The 17,966-nt window shown below is 70.9% G+C and carries 16 protein-coding genes; 11 read left to right on the top strand and 5 right to left on the bottom strand.

Annotated features, from left to right (window positions below):
- Window positions 1-39 precede the first annotated feature (39 nt).
- From WA967_RS10940 to WA967_RS10925, 4 genes are all read right to left on the bottom strand, one after another.
- Window positions 40-1,011, bottom strand: coding sequence for an ABC transporter permease (locus WA967_RS10940; RefSeq protein WP_424422328.1), 972 nt, complete (start codon window positions 1,009-1,011; stop codon window positions 40-42).
- Between the two features lie 11 nt (window positions 1,012-1,022).
- Complete coding sequence (locus tag WA967_RS10935) at window positions 1,023-2,540, bottom strand: sugar ABC transporter ATP-binding protein (RefSeq protein ID WP_424422326.1); 1,518 nt, start codon at window positions 2,538-2,540, stop codon at window positions 1,023-1,025.
- Complete coding sequence (locus WA967_RS10930) at window positions 2,540-3,610, bottom strand: LacI family DNA-binding transcriptional regulator (protein WP_424422324.1); 1,071 nt, start codon at window positions 3,608-3,610, stop codon at window positions 2,540-2,542. Before WA967_RS10930 ends, WA967_RS10935 begins: the two co-directional genes overlap by 1 nt.
- Before the next feature lie 123 nt (window positions 3,611-3,733).
- Window positions 3,734-4,828 (bottom strand): DUF998 domain-containing protein, encoded by a 1,095-nt coding sequence (locus WA967_RS10925; RefSeq protein WP_424422322.1) that lies wholly within the window; start codon window positions 4,826-4,828, stop codon window positions 3,734-3,736.
- Between the two features lie 86 nt (window positions 4,829-4,914).
- Between WA967_RS10925 and WA967_RS10920 the strand changes: the two genes are divergently transcribed.
- Together WA967_RS10920 and WA967_RS10915 are read left to right on the top strand one after the other, a co-directional pair.
- Window positions 4,915-5,565 (top strand): HAD-IA family hydrolase, encoded by a 651-nt coding sequence (locus tag WA967_RS10920; protein ID WP_424422319.1) that lies wholly within the window; start codon window positions 4,915-4,917, stop codon window positions 5,563-5,565.
- A 130-nt stretch (window positions 5,566-5,695) separates the two neighbouring features.
- Entirely contained in the window at window positions 5,696-7,123 is a 1,428-nt protein-coding gene (locus WA967_RS10915) for an amidase (RefSeq protein ID WP_424422317.1), read from the top strand.
- A gap of 107 nt (window positions 7,124-7,230) precedes the next feature.
- Here the strand turns inward: WA967_RS10915 and WA967_RS10910 are convergent, their stop codons facing one another.
- Window positions 7,231-7,668, bottom strand: a complete 438-nt coding sequence (locus WA967_RS10910) for an Lrp/AsnC family transcriptional regulator (RefSeq protein ID WP_424422315.1) — start codon at window positions 7,666-7,668, stop codon at window positions 7,231-7,233.
- Window positions 7,669-7,819: 151 nt separating this feature from the next.
- Here WA967_RS10910 and pdhA point away from each other — a divergent pair, with 151 nt between their 5' ends.
- From pdhA to WA967_RS10865, 9 genes are all read left to right on the top strand, one after another.
- Window positions 7,820-8,923: a pyruvate dehydrogenase (acetyl-transferring) E1 component subunit alpha gene (gene pdhA / locus WA967_RS10905; protein ID WP_424422312.1), complete on the top strand. Its 1,104-nt coding sequence runs from the start codon at window positions 7,820-7,822 to the stop codon at window positions 8,921-8,923.
- Window positions 8,924-9,045: 122 nt separating this feature from the next.
- Window positions 9,046-10,041 (top strand): alpha-ketoacid dehydrogenase subunit beta, encoded by a 996-nt coding sequence (locus tag WA967_RS10900; RefSeq protein WP_424422385.1) that lies wholly within the window; start codon window positions 9,046-9,048, stop codon window positions 10,039-10,041.
- Window positions 10,038-11,585, top strand: a complete 1,548-nt coding sequence (locus WA967_RS10895; RefSeq protein WP_424422309.1) for a dihydrolipoamide acetyltransferase family protein — start codon at window positions 10,038-10,040, stop codon at window positions 11,583-11,585. The genes WA967_RS10900 and WA967_RS10895 overlap by 4 nt, the downstream gene beginning before the upstream one ends.
- A gap of 93 nt (window positions 11,586-11,678) precedes the next feature.
- On the top strand, window positions 11,679-12,872 hold the full coding sequence (locus tag WA967_RS10890; protein ID WP_424422307.1) for a thiolase family protein: 1,194 nt from the start codon (window positions 11,679-11,681) through the stop codon (window positions 12,870-12,872).
- Window positions 12,865-13,605, top strand: a complete 741-nt coding sequence (locus tag WA967_RS10885) for an enoyl-CoA hydratase/isomerase family protein (RefSeq protein ID WP_424422305.1) — start codon at window positions 12,865-12,867, stop codon at window positions 13,603-13,605. The genes WA967_RS10890 and WA967_RS10885 overlap by 8 nt, the downstream gene beginning before the upstream one ends.
- Window positions 13,602-14,456 (top strand): 3-hydroxyacyl-CoA dehydrogenase family protein, encoded by an 855-nt coding sequence (locus WA967_RS10880; protein ID WP_424422303.1) that lies wholly within the window; start codon window positions 13,602-13,604, stop codon window positions 14,454-14,456. The genes WA967_RS10885 and WA967_RS10880 overlap by 4 nt, the downstream gene beginning before the upstream one ends.
- Complete coding sequence (gene paaZ, locus WA967_RS10875) at window positions 14,453-16,585, top strand: phenylacetic acid degradation bifunctional protein PaaZ (RefSeq protein WP_424422300.1); 2,133 nt, start codon at window positions 14,453-14,455, stop codon at window positions 16,583-16,585. The genes WA967_RS10880 and paaZ overlap by 4 nt, the downstream gene beginning before the upstream one ends.
- Window positions 16,582-16,971: a hydroxyphenylacetyl-CoA thioesterase PaaI gene (gene paaI / locus WA967_RS10870; protein WP_424422297.1), complete on the top strand. Its 390-nt coding sequence runs from the start codon at window positions 16,582-16,584 to the stop codon at window positions 16,969-16,971. Before paaZ ends, paaI begins: the two co-directional genes overlap by 4 nt.
- Before the next feature lie 35 nt (window positions 16,972-17,006).
- A partial coding sequence (locus WA967_RS10865; protein WP_424422295.1) for an AMP-binding protein occupies window positions 17,007-17,966 on the top strand: 960 nt, incomplete at its 3' end.

Genomic DNA, 17,966 nt, shown 5'->3' with positions numbered 1-17,966 from the left:
TCGGGTGATTTCTTGGGATTCAGGTGTGGAGGCAGCGTGTCAGCTGCTGCGGGTCTTGCGGCGGATGACGTCGAAGCCGACGGCCAGGGCGATCACGATGCCGATCACGACCTGCTGCCAGAACGAGCTCACGTTGAGCAGGTTGAGTCCGTTGCGGATGACGACCAGCACGAGGGCGCCGATGAACGTGCCGGAGATCTTGCCGAAGCCGCCCATCAGCGACGCGCCGCCGATGACGACCGCGGCGATGGCGTCCAGCTCGTAGCCGACGGCGGCCTGCGGCTGGGCCGAGTCCAGTCGTCCCGCCAGCAGCAGGCCCGCGACGGCGGCGAACAGGCCGGACAGCGCGAACACGATCACGCGGATGCGGCGCACGTTGATGCCGGAGAGCTCGGCGGCCTCGGCGTTGCCGCCGACCGCGTACATGCTGCGGCCGATCACCGTGCGGTTGAGGATGAACGAGGCCACCAGCGCCGCCAGGATCAGCACGAGGATCGGCACGGGCACGGGTCCGACGCTGCCGCCGAGGAACGACACGATCGGCGGGGTCTTGATCGGCGTCCCGTCGGAGATCACCAGGGTCAGGCCGCGCGCGACGCTCAGCATGGCCAGCGTCGCGATGAACGACGGCAGCTTGCCGTAGGCGTTGGCGACGCCGTTGACGGCGCCGACGATCAGGCCGGTCGCCAGTCCCGCGATCAGCGCCAGCCAGCCGGGCAGGTTCGCGTTGGCGAACATCCATGCCGAGACCATCGCGCCCAGCGCCGCCACCGATCCGACCGACAGGTCGATGCCCGCCGCGACGATGGCGAACGTCGAGCCGAACGCGAGGATCGCGACGGAGGATGCCTGGATGCCGATGTTCAGGATGTTCTGCGGGGTGAGGAAAGCCGGTGTGGCGATGAACAGCAGCACGCTGAGCAGCACCAGCCCCACCAGCGCGCCGTTGTCGGCGAGGAATCTCTTCAGGCTGAACCCGCCGGTCTTCGCCGGCGCCGTCGCAGTGGTCATCGCTTCGTCCTTCACTCGTCTCCGCCGCGTGCGGCGAGGTCCATGATGTTGTCTTCGGTCGCCTCGTCGGCGTTGAACTCCCCGCGGATGCGCCCCGAGCGCATCACGAGGATGCGATCGCTCATGCCGAGCACCTCCGGCAGCTCGCTGGAGACCATCAGCACCGCGCCGCCGGCGTCGGTGATCGCGTTCATCAGCTCGTAGATCTCGACCTTGGCGCCGACGTCGACGCCCCGCGTCGGCTCATCAAGCAGCAGTACGCCGGAGTCGGCCATGATCCATCGTCCGAACACGACCTTCTGCTGGTTGCCGCCGGAGAGCGAGCCGACCTCTTGGCCGATGTCGTGCATGCGCACCCGCAGTCTCTCAGCGACCTCGGTGGCCCTCCTGCGCTGACCGGCGAAATCGACGAGACCCGCGCGGGCGGTCGAGGCGAGCGTGGCGAACCCGAGATTGTCGGAGACGGATGCCTGCAGCACGAGCCCCTGCCGCTTGCGGTCCTCGGGCACGTGGCCGATCCCCGCGGCGATGGCGTCCCTGACCCGTCCCGCGCGCAGCCGGCGGCCGTCGACCTGGACGGTCCCCGTGTCGTAGCCGTCGGCTCCGGCGATGGCGCGCAGCACCTCGGTGCGGCCCGCGCCGACCAGGCCTGCGATGCCGACGATCTCCCCGGCGTGGACGGTGATGTCGATGTCCTCGAAGCGCCCCTCCGCCGACAGGCCGGTCACCTGTAGCAGCGGCCTGCGCTCGACGCCGGTCGGGCGGCGGCGCGGGAACTGGTCGTCGATGTCGCGGCCGACCATGAGACGCACCAGTTCGGCCTCTGGCGTGCTGCCCGGAACCTCGGCGATGCGCGCGCCGTCGCGCAGCACGACGACGCTGTCGCCGATCTGCGCGATCTCCTCGAGGTGGTGGCTGATGAACAGCATGGCGACGCCCTGGGCGCGAAGCTCCTCGACCACGCCGAACAGCTGCCTGGTCTCGTGCCTGGTCAGGGCGGCCGTCGGCTCGTCGAGGATGAGCACGCGGGCGTCGACGCTGAGCGCCTTCGCGATCTCGACGAGCTGCTGCTGCGCGATGCCGAGGTCGGAGACGCGCGTGGACGGGTCGATGGCGAGGCCGATCCGCTCCAGGGCGGCGCTGGAGACGCGGCGCATCTCCCGGCGATCGATCATGCCGAAGCGCTGCGGTGTTCGGCCGAGCATGACGTTCTCGGCCACGCTCAACGAGGGCACGAGGTTCAGCTCCTGGTGGATGGTGGCGATGCCCAGCTGCTCGGCCGCGCGTGCGTTCGGGATGCGCACGGGGACGCCGTCGACGAGGATCTCGCCGCTGTCGGGCTCGTGCACGCCGGCGATCATCTTGATGATGGTCGACTTGCCCGCGCCGTTCTCGCCGAGCAGCACCTGCACCTTTCCGGCGTGCAGGTCGAACGACACGTCGCGGACGACGGTCACCGGCCCGAAGGACTTGCTCACGGACTGCACCGAGACGACCGGTGCGGCCTGCGATGTGGACTGCTCTGCCATCAGTGCGCCTTTCGTCCGCTCTGTGCGGGTGTCGTGCCGGGTTCCGCCACGGTCAGCGGACCGCGCGCCACGAACGTGCTCGGCAGCACCTGCGCCGCAGGGGAGCCGCCGTCGATCACCTCGCACAGCGACTGCACGGCCCTCCTGCCCATCTCCTCTGCGGAGTGCGAGATCACGCTCAGCGGCGGGTCCAGGAGGGCGAACCAGTCGATGTCGTCGAAGGAGACCAGGTCGATGCCGACGCCGGGGCGCATCCCCCGCTCGTGCAGCCGCGCGACGGCTCCGGCGGTCATGGGGCTGTCGGCGGTGATGATGGCCGTCGGCGGCTCGGTCGTGCCCAGCAGCGCATCGATGCCGACCGCACCGCTGGCCGGCTGGAAGTCGCCGGTGAAGATGTGGTCCTCGCGCACGGGCAGCGACTGCTCGGCCATGATGCGGCGGAACAGCTCGAGCCGCTGGCGCCCGGTCGAGGTCTGCTGCGGACCGGCGATGAAGCCGATCCGGCGGTGTCCGCCGTCGTGCAACCGCCGGATGGCGGCGCGCAGGCCCGGCGCGCTGTCGGTGGTGACGGAGGGGATCGCTGATGCCTGGTCCTCCGTGTCGTCGAGCACGCGGTCGACGAAGACGACGGGGATGTGCCTGCGCAGCAGCTGGGTGATCGCGCCGCCGCCGTCGCCCACCGGGGCGATGATGATGCCGTCCACGCGCTGGCGCATGAGGGCCTCCAGGAAGGCGTCCTGCTGAGCGATGCTCTCGTCGGCGTTGCCGAGGACGTTGACGTATCCGCGCGCGAGGGCTTCCTGCTCGATGCCGTGCACGAGCTCGGCGAAGAACATGTTCCGCACATCGGGGATGAGCACGCCGACCGTCCCGGTGCGGGCCGAGCGCAGCGAGCGCGCCTGCGCGTTCGGCTGGTAGTCCAGCTCGCGGACGGCGTCGTGCACGCGCTTGCGGGAGCTCTGCGACGTGGACGGATGCCCGGACAGCACACGGGACGCGGTGGCCTTGGACACCCCGGCGAGAGCGGCGACCTCTTCGATGGTGACAGCGCGGTCCGGCGTGGTCGTCATCGCTTCACCTCTTCGTGTGCGGATGCGCTGAGCGCAGGTCCGAGTTTCGTGGAATCGTTTCCATGGAAACGATTCCATCAATATAGATCCCCCTGCGGCTCACTGTCAACCCGCCGGGGCGGGTCAGCGGTGGGCGGGGACGGTCGACGGCACGGCGGCACTGGCCGTGCGCAGGAACACGATGATCCAGCTGAAGATCAGGACGGCCGCGATGAGCTCGACGGCCGTCAGGTTGTAGTAGCCGGTCGCGAAGAAGATCGCCAGCAGTGCGATGACGCCCACGTACACGTACCCCAGCCCGAGGAACACCCGCGGCAGGCTCGACAGCAGCCACGGCAGTGCGCAGATCATCACGGCGTAGACCACGGCCATGCCGGTCGCGACGGTGTTGTGCAGCAGGAAGAACTCGTTCACGGGGAACACGCCCACGCAGGCGAGGAAGACGCCGACCAGCACGAGCCCGGTGCGCATGAGCGTGCGGCCCCGGCGCTGAGCGTGGCTGTCGACGGGCAGCCCCGCCGTCGCGAAGCGTGCGATGGTGGTGACGATGACCCCAGAGATGATCAGGGTGATGTTGAAAGCGGGCGCCGCGGAATTCGTGGTCTGCCCCAGAGACGAGAGATTGTCCTGCCACCATTTCGGGTCGGACGAGCCCAGCATGGCGGCGAAGGCGCCGACCACCAGGAAGACCGCCAGGTCGAGCGAGAGCGACATCGGGGTCAGGCGCGCAGCGCCCAGGAAGGCCACATAGGCCGTGAGCGCGAAGGCCACGCCCACGAGGATCGCCCCGGGGAACGCGAACACCGGGGCGCCGATGAAACTCCGCTCCAGCAGCACGGAGATGCCGATCCAGCCCAGCAGAGCGATGGACGCGTACGCCCCGGCGATCGCGATGAGGTCGTACCAGCGCAGCAGGTTCGCAGGTCGGCCGCCCGCGATGCCTGCGGGATCCTCGGATGCCCGCCGCACGGCCAGCCGTCCGGCGGTGAAGGCCAGCACGGCCACCACCGCCCCGCCGACGGCCGCGTACCAGCCGATGGATCCCGTCCCGGCGATCGCCAGGTGCGCGCGGCCGAAGACCAGCCACGACACCGGGAAACCGACCACGAAGGCCGCGGCGCCGGTGAGCAGGGCGACGGATTCCAGTGCCTCCGGCGTGCGCGCCGGGCGACGGATGACGTCCAGCACCTGGGCGACGATCTGCGTCAGTGTCGGCATCCGTTCCGGCCAGGCGGCCGCCTCCCGCGCTCACTCTAGCCGCGGCGGGTACGCCCCCGTCCGGACGCGGCGGATAGCCTGAAGCCATGACCCACCGCATCCGCACCCGCGCCGTCCTGCTGGACATGGACGGCACCCTGGTCGACTCCACGGCGGTCGTGGAGCGGCTGTGGCTGGCCTGGGCGCAGCCGCACGGCCTGGACCCGCAGCACGTGCTGCGCACGATCCACGGTCGGCAGGGATACCTGAGCATGGCCATCCTGCTCCCCGAGCGCGATCACGCCATCAACATCGCGGAGAACGCCGAGATGCTCGCGCGGGAGACCTCCGACGTCGACGGCGTCGTGGAGATCCCCGGCGCGGGAGTGCTGCTGCAGGCGCTGCGAGGCGCACCGCACGCCATCGTCACCTCCGCGGACGTTCCGCTGATGACCGCGCGGATGACCGCCGCGAGCCTGATGGTGCCCGACGTCGCCATCACCGCGGAGAGCGTGACGGCTTCCAAGCCCGACCCGGAGGGGTTCCTGAAGGGAGCCGCAGCGCTGGGCCTCGCGCCCGCGGACTGCGTCGTGTTCGAGGACTCCAGCGCCGGGGTGCAGGCGGGCCTGGCCGCAGGAATGCCCGTGATCGGCGTGGGCGCGTACGCGGCCGCGCACGGCGCGACGTTCAGCGTGCCGGACCTCACGCACGTGAGCGTCGACGTGGATGCCGAGGGGATCGAGCTCGTGCTGTCCTGACCCCCGACAGGCCTGGCCACCGGCATCCGACGCGCCCTCGACACGACGGCATCCGGCTGGATGCGCTCCCGCACCCGCTGCATACAGGGGTCGTTGCGCCGCGCGGTATCCGCGGGCCTAGACTCGCCCCATGCCTGAGTTGCACGACCTCACCGCGATCGAGCAGCTGGCGGCGCTCCATGCCGGTGACCTCTCGCCGGTGGAACTGGCGGCGCACTACCTCGACCGCATCGCCCGCCTCGACCCGGCGATCGGAGCGTTCGTCGAGGTGACGGCGGATGCCGCGCTCGCCCGCGCAGAGTCGCTCGCGCCCACAGGGCCGCGCGGAGCGCTCTGGGGGCTGCCCTTCGCCGACAAGGACCTCGTGCCGCGCGCCGGCGTGCCGACCCGCTACGGCTCGCGCCTGCACGCCGACCTCGTGCCCGAGACCACCGGCGATCAGGCGGCCGTGCTCGACGAGGCGGGCGGCATCAGCCTCGGCAAGACGAGCACGCCCGAGTTCGGTCTGACCGGCTACACCGAGACCCTGATCGGCCCGCCGACCCGCGATCCGTGGAACACGGACAACGGCGCCGGCGGGTCCAGCGGCGGGGCGGCCGCCGCGGTGGCGGCGGGTCTGCTGCCGCTCGCTCCGGGTTCGGACGGCGGCGGATCCATCCGCATCCCCGCGGCCACCGTGGGCATCGTCGGACTGAAGCCGTCCCGCGGACGGGTGCCGTTCGCCTCCGGTCTCGACAGCCCGGGCGGGCTGCCGGTCGCAGGCCCCCTCGCCCGCACCGTGGCGGATGCCGCGCTACTGCTCGACGTGCAGGCGGGCGGGCGACCGCATCCGTTCGCGACCCGCGCTCCCGGCGAGGGTCCGTTCATCGACGCCGCGCTCGCCCCGCAGACCTTCGCACGTATCGGCGTCACCACGGTGTCGCCGTGGGACGACGCCGAGGACATCCGCCTCGACCCGGATGCCGCGCGCGCCGTCGAGGTCGCGACGGTCCTGTTCACGGATGCCGGGCACGGCGTCGACGTCTTCACCTGGCGGCCGGAGGGCTATGCGGCGCTGTTCACGACGCTGTGGCGCATGAGCGCCGCGCGCATGGACCTCACCGATCAGCAGCTCGAGATCGTCGAGCCGATCACGGCGTGGCTGGTGCGTGAGGGCCGCGCCCTCAGCGGCGTGCAGGTGCTCGACGCGCTGGCAGCGGCATCCGCCTTCGAGCGTGCGACGATCGAGGCCTTCGCGTCGTTCGACGCCGTGCTCACGCCGGCCCTCGCACTGCCCCCGCAGCCGGTCGGCTGGTTCAACCGGACGGATGCCGCGCGCGGCTTCGCGCAGCAGGTGCAGTACGCGCCGTACAGCAGCTTCGTGAACGTCGCGGGCCTCCCCGCGATCGTCGTGCCGGTCACAGTCGACCGGGCCGGTCATCCGCTGAGCGTGCAGCTCATCGGCCGCCCCGGCGGCGAGGCCCGGATCATCGCCCTCGCCGCTGAGCTGGAGCGCCGGGTGGGGCCGCTCCCGCATCCGCCGATCTGGCATTCCGACACGGCCGGCCCGGAGGAATGACTGCGACGCTCCAGGCTCCGGGCTGAACCCCCCGGCGAATCCCTCGTCTCCTTCGTGCCCCGCGAACGGCGATGCGACCGCGTCCGGGCTCCGAGTTGCGCGCGAGATCAGCCGCGGCTGAAGTCCTCGAAGATCAGCGTCGTGCGCGTGGAGCGGATCGAGGGCACGGCCTGGATGTCCTCCAGCACGATGCGGCGCAGGTCGCGGGCGTCGCTGGCGCGCACCAGCAGGATCACGTCGAAGTCGCCGCCCACCAGCGCCATGTGCTCCACTTCGGGGATGGCGCGCAGGCGCGCCTGCACCTCCACCCAGCTGGCCTGCTCGATGGCCAGCATCACGTAGGCGGAGGCGTGGTGCCCGAGCTGCACGGGGTCGGTGCGCACCGTGTAGCCGGTGATGACCCCGGCATCCGTCAGCCGCTTGATGCGGGCGTGCGCGCCGGCGCGGGAGATGTGCACGGCATCCGCGATGGCCGTCATCGACGTGCGCGCGTCGCGGCGCAGCTCGGCGAGGATCGCGTGGTCGGTGGCATCGAGAACGGTCATGAGAACTCCTTCGTTCCGTCAGGGGATGCTGACACATTGTTCATCCTGCCATCCCTCGGCTTTCATTCATCCAGTTCTGGCCGGATTGGATTGGACGATTGCGATTTCAGAGGCACACTGGGCAGACATGTTCGGCAAGGAGGGCGAACCCATGCAGCACGATGATCTGCTCCCCCGCGACACCCCGGTCACACTGATCGACGAGACCGGTGCGGTTGTTGCCGACGAACGCTACCGGATGCCGGATGACGACCTGCTCGTGCGCGCGTATCAGGGCCTGGTCGAGGGCCGGCGCATCAACGACCAGGCATACGCGCTGGTGCGGCAGGGTCGGATGGCGGTCTACCCGTCCTCGCACGGCCAGGAGGCCTGCGAGGTGGGCGCTTCGCTGGCGCTGGCCGAGCGCGACTGGCTGTTCCCGACCTACCGCGACTCGGTCGCCGTGATCGCGCGCGGCGTGAAGCCGGCCGATGCCATGGTGCTGCTGAAGGGCGACTGGCACTCCGGCTACGACCCGGCCGAGCACCACGTGGCGCCGCAGTCCACGCCGTTGGCCACCCAGCTGCTGCACGCGACCGGATTCGCGCACGCCGCCAAGCACCGCGGCGAGGACACCGTGGTGCTGGCGCTGTGCGGAGACGGCGCGACCAGCGAGGGCGACTTCCATGAGGCGATGAACTTCGCCGCCGTCTTCCACCTGCCGGTGGTCTTCCTGATCCAGAACAACGAGTTCGCGATCTCGGTGCCGCTGTCGCGCCAGACCGCGGCGCCCTCGCTCGCGCACAAGGCCATCGGCTACGGCATGCCCGGCCAGCGCGTGGACGGCAACGACGCGGCCGCCGTGCTGGCGGTGCTGGGCGAGGCCGTGGACCGCGCGCGTTCCGGCGGCGGCCCGTCGCTGATCGAGGCGCACACCTACCGGATGCAGGCGCACACCAACGCCGACGACGACACCCGCTACCGCGAGCGCGAGGAGGTGCAGGCGTGGGCCGCCCGCGACCCGCTGGTCCGCCTGCGCGCGCACCTGGTGTCCCGCGGGCTGCTGGACCCGGCTCTGGAAGAGCAGCTGGCGGCCGGCGCGGAGTCCATCGCCGCGGCGCTGCGCGAGGCGCTGAACGCGGATGCCGACCTCGACCCCGAGGACCTGTTCCACTACGTGCGCGCCGAGCGCTCCCCGCAGCTGCAGGAGCAGTGGGAGATGCTGCGCGGCGAGATCGAGCGCGCGCAGCTCGCAGAGGCAGGAGGCCGGCGATGACCACCCTTCGACGAGCGCAGGGACCCAGTTCCGCTCAGGGACCCAGCTCCGCTCAGGGACCCAGCTCCGCTCAGGGACCCAGTTCCGAGGAACTCGAGAGGTCGCATCACGTGGTGGGCACCATGACCATGGCCGCGGCGCTCAACCGTGCACTGGCCGACGCCATCGCCGAGGACCCCGCCGTGCTGGTGTTCGGTGAGGACGTGGGGACTCTTGGCGGCGTGTTCCGCATCACCGACGGCTTGGCCGAGCGCTTCGGCGAGGACCGCTGCTTCGATACGCCGCTGGCCGAATCCGGCATCATGGGCACGGCCGTCGGCATGGCCATGAACGGCATGCGCCCGGTGGTGGAGATGCAGTTCGACGCCTTCGCGCTGCCGGCGTTCGAGCAGGTGGTCTCGCACGTCGCGAAGATGGGCAACCGCACCCGCGGGGCCGTCCGGATGCCGATCGTCATCCGCATCCCGTTCGGCGGCGGCATCGGCGGCGTGGAGCACCACTGCGACTCCTCCGAGGCTTACTACGCGCACACGCCGGGACTCACGGTTGTCGCCCCCTCCACCCCGCAGGACGCGTACTCCATGCTGCGCGCGGCCATCGCTTCGCCCGACCCCGTGGTGTTCCTGGAGCCGAAGAAGCTGTACTGGTCCAAGGGCGAGGTCGACACCTCCGTCACCATGGACCTGGGCACCGCCCGTATCGCCCGAGAGGGCACCGACGTCACCCTGCTGGCCTACGCCGCCATGGTGCCGGTGGCCCTCGAAGCCGCCGAGATCGCGGCATCCGAGGGACGCAGCGTGCAGGTGGTCGACGTGCGCAGCCTCTCCCCCTTCGACGATGCGACCGTCACCGCGGCGGTGCGCTCCACGGGCCGCGCGGTGGTGATCGCCGAGGCGCCGGGGTACGCGAGCGTGGCGAGTGAGATCCAGGCGCGGGTGTTCGAGCGCTGCTTCGAGTACCTCGAGGCCCCGGTGCGCCGGGTGACCGGGTTCGACACCCCGTTCGCCCCGCCGAAGCTCGAGCACTGGTACCTGCCCGACGCGGATCGCGTGCTGGATGCCATCGACTCGCTGCACTGGGATGACGAGCCGAGCGACGACGAGGTGATGGAGCGATGACCACGGCGACCGCGCGGGTGTTCCGCCTGCCCGACCTCGGCGAGGGACTCACCGAGGCCGGCCTCGTGCAGTGGCTGGTGAAGGTGGGCGACACCATTGCGACCGACCAGGCCATCGCCGAGGTCGAGACCGCGAAGAGCATCGTCGAGCTGCCCTCGCCCTTCGCCGGCGTCGTCACTGCGCTGCACGGCGAGCCCGGTGACGTCATCGACGTCGGCGCGCCGGTGCTCGAGGTGGACGACCCTTCGCTCCCGACGCCCCACTCCGACCGCCGCTCCGCGCCGCCCGGAGCCTCCGGGGCGCGTGGGCCCTGCTCAGGGACCCAGGATGGCTCGGGCGCCGAGCCCGTCGCTCGTACCGAGCGAGCGTCAGCGAGTCGAAGTGAAGCGTCGTCCTCCGACACCACCGAGCACGACGCCTACCGCACCGAGGAGCGCGCCGGCTCAGGCAACGTGCTGATCGGCTACGGCACCACCGAGCGCGCAGGCTCCGGCCGCCGCCGCCCCCGCGCGGCCCCCTCTGCTCCCACCCCGCACCCCGCCCCCGCTTCTCCGTCGAGAGCACGGGATCTCGCCGAGCGCACGGCTTCTGCACGCGAGGCTCCCCTGCAGCCGGCGGCATCCCTTGCTGTCGACGAGCAGGATGCGCCGCGAAAGCCGGTCGCGGTGCGATCGCCCATCGTGCGGCGGCTCGCGCGGGATCTCGGTGTGGACGTGCGGATGCTGGTGGGCACGGGCTCCGATGGGGCCATCACCCGCGCTGATGTGCTGCGCGCGGCGGCGGAAGCCGGAGTCGACGGCTTCACGGCATCCGTGCCTTCCGCAGCATCCGGCGATCTTCTGGACGGTCTCCCCGTCCTCTCCCGCGAGCGGATGAGTCCGCTGCGCAAGGCCGTCAGCGCCAAGCTGTCGCGCAGCCGCGCCGAGATCCCCGAGGCGACGGTGTGGGTCGACGTCGACGCGACCGAGCTGTGGAACCTGCGCGCGCAGATGACGCCCGAGGGCGGGAAGGCGCCGTCGCTCACGGCGCTGGTGGCCCGGTTCGCGCTCATCGCGCTGGCCGAGTTCCCGTTGCTGGCCTCACGGCTCAGCGATGACGCGACGGAGATCATCACCGTCGAGGGTGTGAACCTCGGCATCGCTGCCGACACCGACCGCGGCCTGATGGTGCCGGTCATCCCCCGCGCACATGAGCTGCGCCTGGAGCAGTTGGATGCCGCACTGCGCGCACTCGCCGAGACGGCCCGCGCCGGCCGCACGGCCCCCGAGGCGCTGCGCGGCTCGACGTTCACGCTCAACAACTACGGCGGGTTCGGCGTGGACGGTTCCGCGCCCATCATCAACCACCCGGATGTGGCCATGCTCGGCATCGGTCGGATTCTCGAGCGCCCGTGGGTCGTGGACGGGCAGATCGTGGCGCGCCGCATCGCGCAGCTGTCACTCGTGTTCGATCATCGGGTGTGCGACGGCGGCTACGCCGCCGGGTTCCTGCGCCGGGTGGTCGAGCTCATCGAGCATCCGCTGCGCGCCTACGGCAGGATCTGAACACAAGCCCGTCTCGCTGGCGCAACGGCGCCGAGTCAGGCGAGATCAGGGCGGAATGCGACATATGGACGGGCAGGGAGAAGGAGCAACGGCATGACCGAGGCATATCTGGTCGACGGCATCCGCACGCCGGTCGGCCGCTACGGCGGAGCGCTGGCGGGCGTCCGACCCGACGACCTTGCTGCGCTGGTCGTCGGCGAGACCGTCGCGCGCTCGGGCGTGCCGCATGACGCCATCGACGAGGTGATCCTGGGCGCCGCCAACCAGGCCGGCGAGGACAACCGCAACGTGGCCCGCATGGCCGTGCTGCTGGCGGGCCTGCCCGACACGCTCCCCGCGATCACCGTCAACAGACTCTGCGCATCGGGGATGTCAGCGATCGCACTCGCGTCGCAGGCCATCCGCGCGGGCGATGCCGACCTCATCGTCGCCGGCGGCGTGGAGTCCATGTCGCGTGCACCGTGGGTGCAGGCCAAGCCCGACCGCGCCTGGGCGAAGCCCGGACCGGCGTTCGACACGTCCATCGGCTGGCGCTTCGCCAACCCGAGGCTGCTGGCCCGCGACAAGGCGACCTTCTCCATGCCCGAGACAGCCGAGGAGGTCGCCCGCGTCGACGGCATCAGCCGGGAGGACGCCGACGCCTTCGCGCTGCTCAGCCACCAGCACGCCATCGCCGCCATCGACGCCGGGCGCCTCGCCTCCGAGATCGTCGCCGTCGAGACGCCCAAGGGCGTGATCGTGGACACCGACGAGGGCCCGCGCCGGGACACCTCGCTGGAGAAGCTCGCGAAGCTGCGCGCGGTGGTCCCCGGCGGCACCGTCGTCACCGCCGGCAACGCCAGCTCACTCAATGACGGCGCCTCGGCCATCGTCGTCGCCAGCGCGGACGCGGTGGCTCGCCACGGCCTGCGCGCCCGGGCCCGCATCGTCGCCTCGGCCACAGCCGCCCTCGCCCCCGAGATCATGGGGCTCGGACCGGTGCCGGCTACGCAGAAGGCGCTCGCGAGAGCAGGCCTCAGCATCGACGACCTCGGCGCCGTCGAGCTCAACGAGGCGTTCGCGACGCAGTCGCTGGCCAGCATCCGCTGCCTGGGACTGAACCCCGACATCGTCAACACCGACGGCGGGGCGATCGCCCTCGGGCATCCGCTGGGCTCCAGCGGATCGCGCCTGATCGTCACCCTGCTGCGCAGGATGGAGGCTGAGAACGCCCGCTACGGGCTGGCCACCATGTGCGTGGGCGTCGGCCAGGGCACCGCGATGATCGTGGAGCGCCTGGATGACTGAACCTCTCCTCATCGAGCGCCGCGAGGACCGCGTGGTCGCCACGCTCAACCGCCCCGAGAAGCGCAACGCCATCGACCAGGACATGATCGATGCACTGCACGCGCTGTGCGCCGAGCTCGAGGCCGACCCGCGCACGCTGATCCTCGCGGGCAGTGAGACCGTCTTCGCCGGCGGTGCTGACATCGCTCAGCTGCGCGATCGTGACGCCGCCGACGCTCGGAGGGCCATCAACGCCACCGCGTTCATCCGCGTCAACGAGTTGCCCATGCCCGTGATCGCCGCCATCAGCGGCTACGCCCTCGGCGGCGGTGCGGAGCTGGCCTACGCGGCCGACCTTCGCATCACCTCGCCGACGCTGAAGATCGGAAACCCCGAGACCGGACTCGGCATCATGGCGGCCGCCGGCGCCACCTGGCGTCTGCCCGAGATCGTCGGCGGCGCCCGTGCGAGCGAGCTGCTGCTGACCGGGCGCATCCTGAATGCCGACGAGGCCCTGGCATGGGGGCTCGTGTCCAGCATCCACCCCGCCGGCGAACTGCTGGGCGCCGCCCACGCGTTGGCCGACCGGATCGCCGCCAACGACGCCCTGGCCACCCGGCACACCAAGCTCGCCCTGCGCGCGCCGCGGCAGCAGCATCCCGACATCGAACGCGAACTGCAGGCCGAGCTGTTCGAGAGCGACGAGAAGCATCGCCGCATGACCGCGTTCCTGAACCGGAAGAAGAAGTCATGACCGTTCCCGGAATCGTCGGCGTTCTCGGCGGCGGACGCATGGGCGCCGGCATCGCGCACGCGTTCCTGCTCGCGGGTGCCCGCGTGCAGCTCGTCGAGCGCGACGAGGAGCAGGCGGATGTCGCGCGCGAGCGCGTGCTGGGAAGCATCGCGACCTCGGTCAGGCGCGGGGACCTCGCGGATGCCGCCTCTGCCGCCGCCGCGCTCGTCGTCGGCACCGATTTCGCCGCCTTCACGAACGCGGGCCTGGTCGTCGAAGCCGTCCCCGAGGATCACGATCTGAAGACCGGGGCGCTGACGCGCGTCGAGGAAGTCGTGCGAGCGGATGCCGTGATCGCCTCCAACACGTCGTCCATCTCGATCGACTCCCTGGCGGCATCCCTCGCCCGGCCCGAGCAGTTCCTGGGCCTGCACTTCTTCAACCCGGTGCCGGCGTCGAAGCTCGTCGAGATCGTGACCGGCTCGCGCACCGAGCGCCACGTGGTCGACGACGCCCGCGAGTGGGTGGCGACTCTGCGCAAGACCCCGGTGGTCGTGCGCGACTCCCCCGGCTTCGCATCCAGCCGGCTCGGCGTGATGCTGGGCCTGGAGGCGATCCGGATGCTGGAGGAGAACGTCGCCGACGCCGCCGACATCGACGCGGCGATGGAGCTGGGCTACCGGCATCCGGTGGGCCCGTTGCGCACCACCGACATCGTGGGGCTGGACGTGCGCCTGGGCATCGCCGAGGAGCTGGCCCGCGAGCTGGGACCCCGGTTCGAGCCGCCTGCCCTCTTGCGGCGGATGGTCGCCGAGGGAAAGCTGGGCCGCAAGAGCGGCGAGGGATTCTACGTGTGGAACGAGGAGCGATGACCGACTTTCTGCCGAGCTACGTGCAGGGCGCGTGGTGGACGCCTGCCGCCCCTTCGACCGGCTCAGGGACCCAGGACTCGGGGACCCAGGATGGTTGGGCCGCTGAGCCTGTCGAAGCGTCGTCGAAGGGCACAGTCGTGCGCGACGCCTCCACCGGCGAGGTGATCACCCGTGTGAGCACCGACGGTCTGGACCTCGCCGCTGCCCTGGAGTACGCCCGCACCGTCGGGCACGCGAGCCTGGCCGCGCTCACCTTCCATCAGCGCGCCCTGCTGCTCAAGCAGTTCGCGCTCGCGCTCACCGCCCGAAAGGATGAGCTGTACGCGGTCTCCGCCCGCACCGGAGCCACCAAGGCCGACTCCTGGGTGGACATCGACGGCGGCATCGGCGTGCTGTTCTCCTACTCCGGCAAGGGCCGCCGCGAGCTGCCCAACAGCCGCGTGTACGTCGACGGCCCCGTCGAGGCGCTGTCGAAGGACGGCTCGTTCCTGGGCCGGCACGTCTACACGACCCTGCCGGGCGTGGCCGTGCAGATCAACGCCTTCAACTTCCCGGTCTGGGGGGCGCTGGAGAAGCTCGCACCGGCGTTCCTGGCCGGCATGCCCACGCTTGTGAAGCCCGCCACGCCCACCGGGTACCTCGCCGAGGCCATGGTGCGCATCCTCGTGGGGTCCGGCCTGCTGCCGGAGGGATCGCTGCAGCTGGTCAGCGGCAGCGTGCCCGACCTGTTCGAGAACCTGCGGCTGGGCGACCTGGTCGGCTTCACCGGCAGCGCGTCGACCGCCCAGGCGCTGCGACAGCATCCGTCGGTGCAGACCGGCGGCGTGCGGTTCACCGCGGAGACCGACTCGATCAACGCCTCCGTGCTGGGCACGGATGCCACGGAAGGCACCCCCGAGTTCGACGCGTACGTGCGCCAGCTGGTCACCGAGATGACCACGAAGGCCGGCCAGAAGTGCACCGCCATCCGTCGCGCGATCGTGCCGACCGGGTCGGCGGATGCGGTGATCGCCGCCGTGCAGGCCCGCATCGATCAGAGGACCGTTCTGGGCGACCCGCGCGCCGAGGGCGTGACCATGGGCCCGCTGGCCTCGACCGCGCAGCGCGACGAGGTGCTGCGGCAGGTGCAGAAGCTGGTCGACGGCGGAGGGCGGATCGTGCTCGGAACCCTCGAGGATCCCGACGTGCGCCTGGCCGACGGCACCACGGCCGAAGCACCCGACGGCGCATTCGTGTCCCCCGTCCTGCTGCGCTTCGACGACGCGCAGGCGGACGCCGTGCACTCCGTGGAGGCGTTCGGCCCGGTGTCGTCGCTGCTGACCTACGACACCACCGCGCAGGCGGCCTCTCTCGTGAATCGCGGCGGCGGCTCGCTGGTGACCAGCATCGCCACGCACGACCCCGCTCAGGCCGTGGAGCTCGCCACCCGGATCGCACCGTTCAACGGCAGGATGCTGCTGCTCGACCGCGACGACGCCCGCACCTCCACCGGCCACGGCTCCCCCATGCCGGGCCTCGTGCACGGCGGCCCGGGCCGCGCCGGCGGCGGCGAGGAGCTCGGCGGCATCCGCGCGGTGCTGCACCACATGCAGCGCACGGCCGTGCAGGGTTCCCCCGAGATGCTCACGGCGCTGACCGGCGTGTGGCACGCCGGTGCCGCCGCGCACAGCGATGGCCGGCATCCGTTCCGCAAGTCGCTCGCCGAGCTGCGCATCGGCGAGCAGATCGTCTCCGCATCCCGCGAGGTGACCCTGGAGGACATCGAGACGTTCGCGCACTTCACCGGCGACACGTTCTACGCGCACATGGACGAGAAGGCGGCGGCCGCGAACCCGTTCTTCCCGGGCCGGGTGGCGCACGGCTACCTGCTGGTGTCGTGGGCCGCGGGCCTGTTCGTCGACCCGGAGCCCGGTCCCGTGCTGGCCAACTACGGTCTGGAGAACCTGCGCTTCATCACCCCCGTATCGCCCGGCGACAGCATCCGCGTGGAACTGACGGCCAAGCAGATCACCCCGCGCGAGACCGACGAGTACGGTGAGGTGCGGTGGGATGCCGTGATCCGCAACCAGAACGACGAGACCGTCGCGACGTACGACGTGCTCACGCTGGTGAGCAAGGCGAGCGCATGAGGGCGATGATGCGCCGCGACGCCGCCTCGACCATGCTCGGGATGGTCGTGGAGGTCGACGAGCCCGGCCGCGCGGTGGTGTCGATGCCGGTGCGCGAGGACATGCTCAACGGCTTCGCCATCACGCACGGCGGGCTGGTGTTCACGCTCGCCGACACGGCGTTCGCGATCGCCTGCAACGAAGACGAGCGAGTCACCGTGGCCGGCGGCGCCGACATCAACTTCCTGAAGTCCACCACGGCCGGGCAGACGCTCACCGCGACGGCCGTGCGCCGGACGATCACTGGCCGCAGCGGACTGTACGACATCACCGTGACCGACGAGACCGGCGACGTCGTCGCCGAGGTTCGCGGCCGCTCCATCACCACCAACCGGACGCCGCTCTGACGCCACGGGACCGCACGGCACGACGAGGAGTCGACATGGTCTCAGCATCCTTCATCCCTGGGTCGTCCATCCCTGGGTCCGAACCCGAGCTGCACTCGGTGGAGAGGCTGCGCGCACTGCAACTGGAGCGCCTGCAGTGGACGGTGCAGCACGCGTACGAGAACGTGCCGCTGTATCGGCGAAAGTTCGACGAGGCGGGTGTCGGCCCCGACGACATCCGCTCGCTGGAGGATGTGCAGAGGCTGCCGTTCACGACCAAGGCCGACCTGCGCGAGACGTACCCGTTCGGGATGTTCGCCGTGCCGATGGCCGACGTGCGGCGCATCCACGCGTCATCGGGCACCACGGGCCGACCGACGGTGGTCGGCTACACGCAGGCCGACCTCGACAACTGGGGCGACCTCGTGGCGAGGTCGCTGTACGCCGCCGGCATCCGCGCCGGAATGAAGGTGCACAACGCCTACGGATATGGGCTGTTCACCGGCGGGCTGGGCGCACACACCGGCGTGGAGCGGCTGGGCGCGACCGTCATCCCCGTCTCGGGCGGGCAGACGGCACGGCAGGCGCAGCTGATCAACGACTTCGAACCGGATGCGATCCTCTGCACGCCCAGCTACCTGCTGACCATCGCGGATGCCCTGGAGCAGGCCGGCATCGACCCGACCGGCACCTCGCTGAAGGTGGCGGTGCTGGGTGCGGAGCCGTGGACCAACGAGATGCGGCAGGAGATCGAGAAGCGCCTGAACATCGACGCCGTGGACATCTACGGGCTCAGCGAGGTGATGGGTCCGGGCGTGGCGAGTGAGAGCGTGCAGACGAAGGACGGTCCGCACATCTGGGAGGACCACTTCCTGCCCGAGATCATCGACGGCGAGACCGGTCAGGTGAAGGGCGACGGAGAGCTGGGCGAACTGGTGTTCACCTCACTCACCAAGCAGGCATTCCCCGTCATCCGATACCGCACCCGCGACCTGACCAGGCTGCTGCCCGGTTCG

This window comes from Microbacterium sp., assembly GCF_049650565.1.
In the GTDB taxonomy this organism is placed as follows: domain Bacteria; phylum Actinomycetota; class Actinomycetes; order Actinomycetales; family Microbacteriaceae; genus Microbacterium.
Note: the sequence above shows the minus strand (reverse complement) of the source record. Positions and strands in the feature narration are given on the sequence as shown.

Excerpts from the sequence above, each read along its gene's own strand:
- WA967_RS10940 (WP_424422328.1), bottom strand. The coding sequence starts at position 1,011 with ATGACCACTGCGACGGCGCCGGCGAAGACCGGCGGGTTCAGCCTGAAG.
- WA967_RS10935 (WP_424422326.1), bottom strand. The coding sequence starts at position 2,540 with ATGGCAGAGCAGTCCACATCGCAGGCCGCACCGGTCGTCTCGGTGCAG.
- WA967_RS10930 (WP_424422324.1), bottom strand. The coding sequence starts at position 3,610 with ATGACGACCACGCCGGACCGCGCTGTCACCATCGAAGAGGTCGCCGCT.
- WA967_RS10925 (WP_424422322.1), bottom strand. The coding sequence starts at position 4,828 with ATGCCGACACTGACGCAGATCGTCGCCCAGGTGCTGGACGTCATCCGT.
- WA967_RS10920 (WP_424422319.1), top strand. The coding sequence starts at position 4,915 with ATGACCCACCGCATCCGCACCCGCGCCGTCCTGCTGGACATGGACGGC.
- WA967_RS10915 (WP_424422317.1), top strand. The coding sequence starts at position 5,696 with ATGCCTGAGTTGCACGACCTCACCGCGATCGAGCAGCTGGCGGCGCTC.
- WA967_RS10910 (WP_424422315.1), bottom strand. The coding sequence starts at position 7,668 with ATGACCGTTCTCGATGCCACCGACCACGCGATCCTCGCCGAGCTGCGC.
- pdhA (WP_424422312.1), top strand. The coding sequence starts at position 7,820 with ATGCAGCACGATGATCTGCTCCCCCGCGACACCCCGGTCACACTGATC.
- WA967_RS10900 (WP_424422385.1), top strand. The coding sequence starts at position 9,046 with ATGACCATGGCCGCGGCGCTCAACCGTGCACTGGCCGACGCCATCGCC.
- WA967_RS10895 (WP_424422309.1), top strand. The coding sequence starts at position 10,038 with ATGACCACGGCGACCGCGCGGGTGTTCCGCCTGCCCGACCTCGGCGAG.
- WA967_RS10890 (WP_424422307.1), top strand. The coding sequence starts at position 11,679 with ATGACCGAGGCATATCTGGTCGACGGCATCCGCACGCCGGTCGGCCGC.
- WA967_RS10885 (WP_424422305.1), top strand. The coding sequence starts at position 12,865 with ATGACTGAACCTCTCCTCATCGAGCGCCGCGAGGACCGCGTGGTCGCC.
- WA967_RS10880 (WP_424422303.1), top strand. The coding sequence starts at position 13,602 with ATGACCGTTCCCGGAATCGTCGGCGTTCTCGGCGGCGGACGCATGGGC.
- paaZ (WP_424422300.1), top strand. The coding sequence starts at position 14,453 with ATGACCGACTTTCTGCCGAGCTACGTGCAGGGCGCGTGGTGGACGCCT.
- paaI (WP_424422297.1), top strand. The coding sequence starts at position 16,582 with ATGAGGGCGATGATGCGCCGCGACGCCGCCTCGACCATGCTCGGGATG.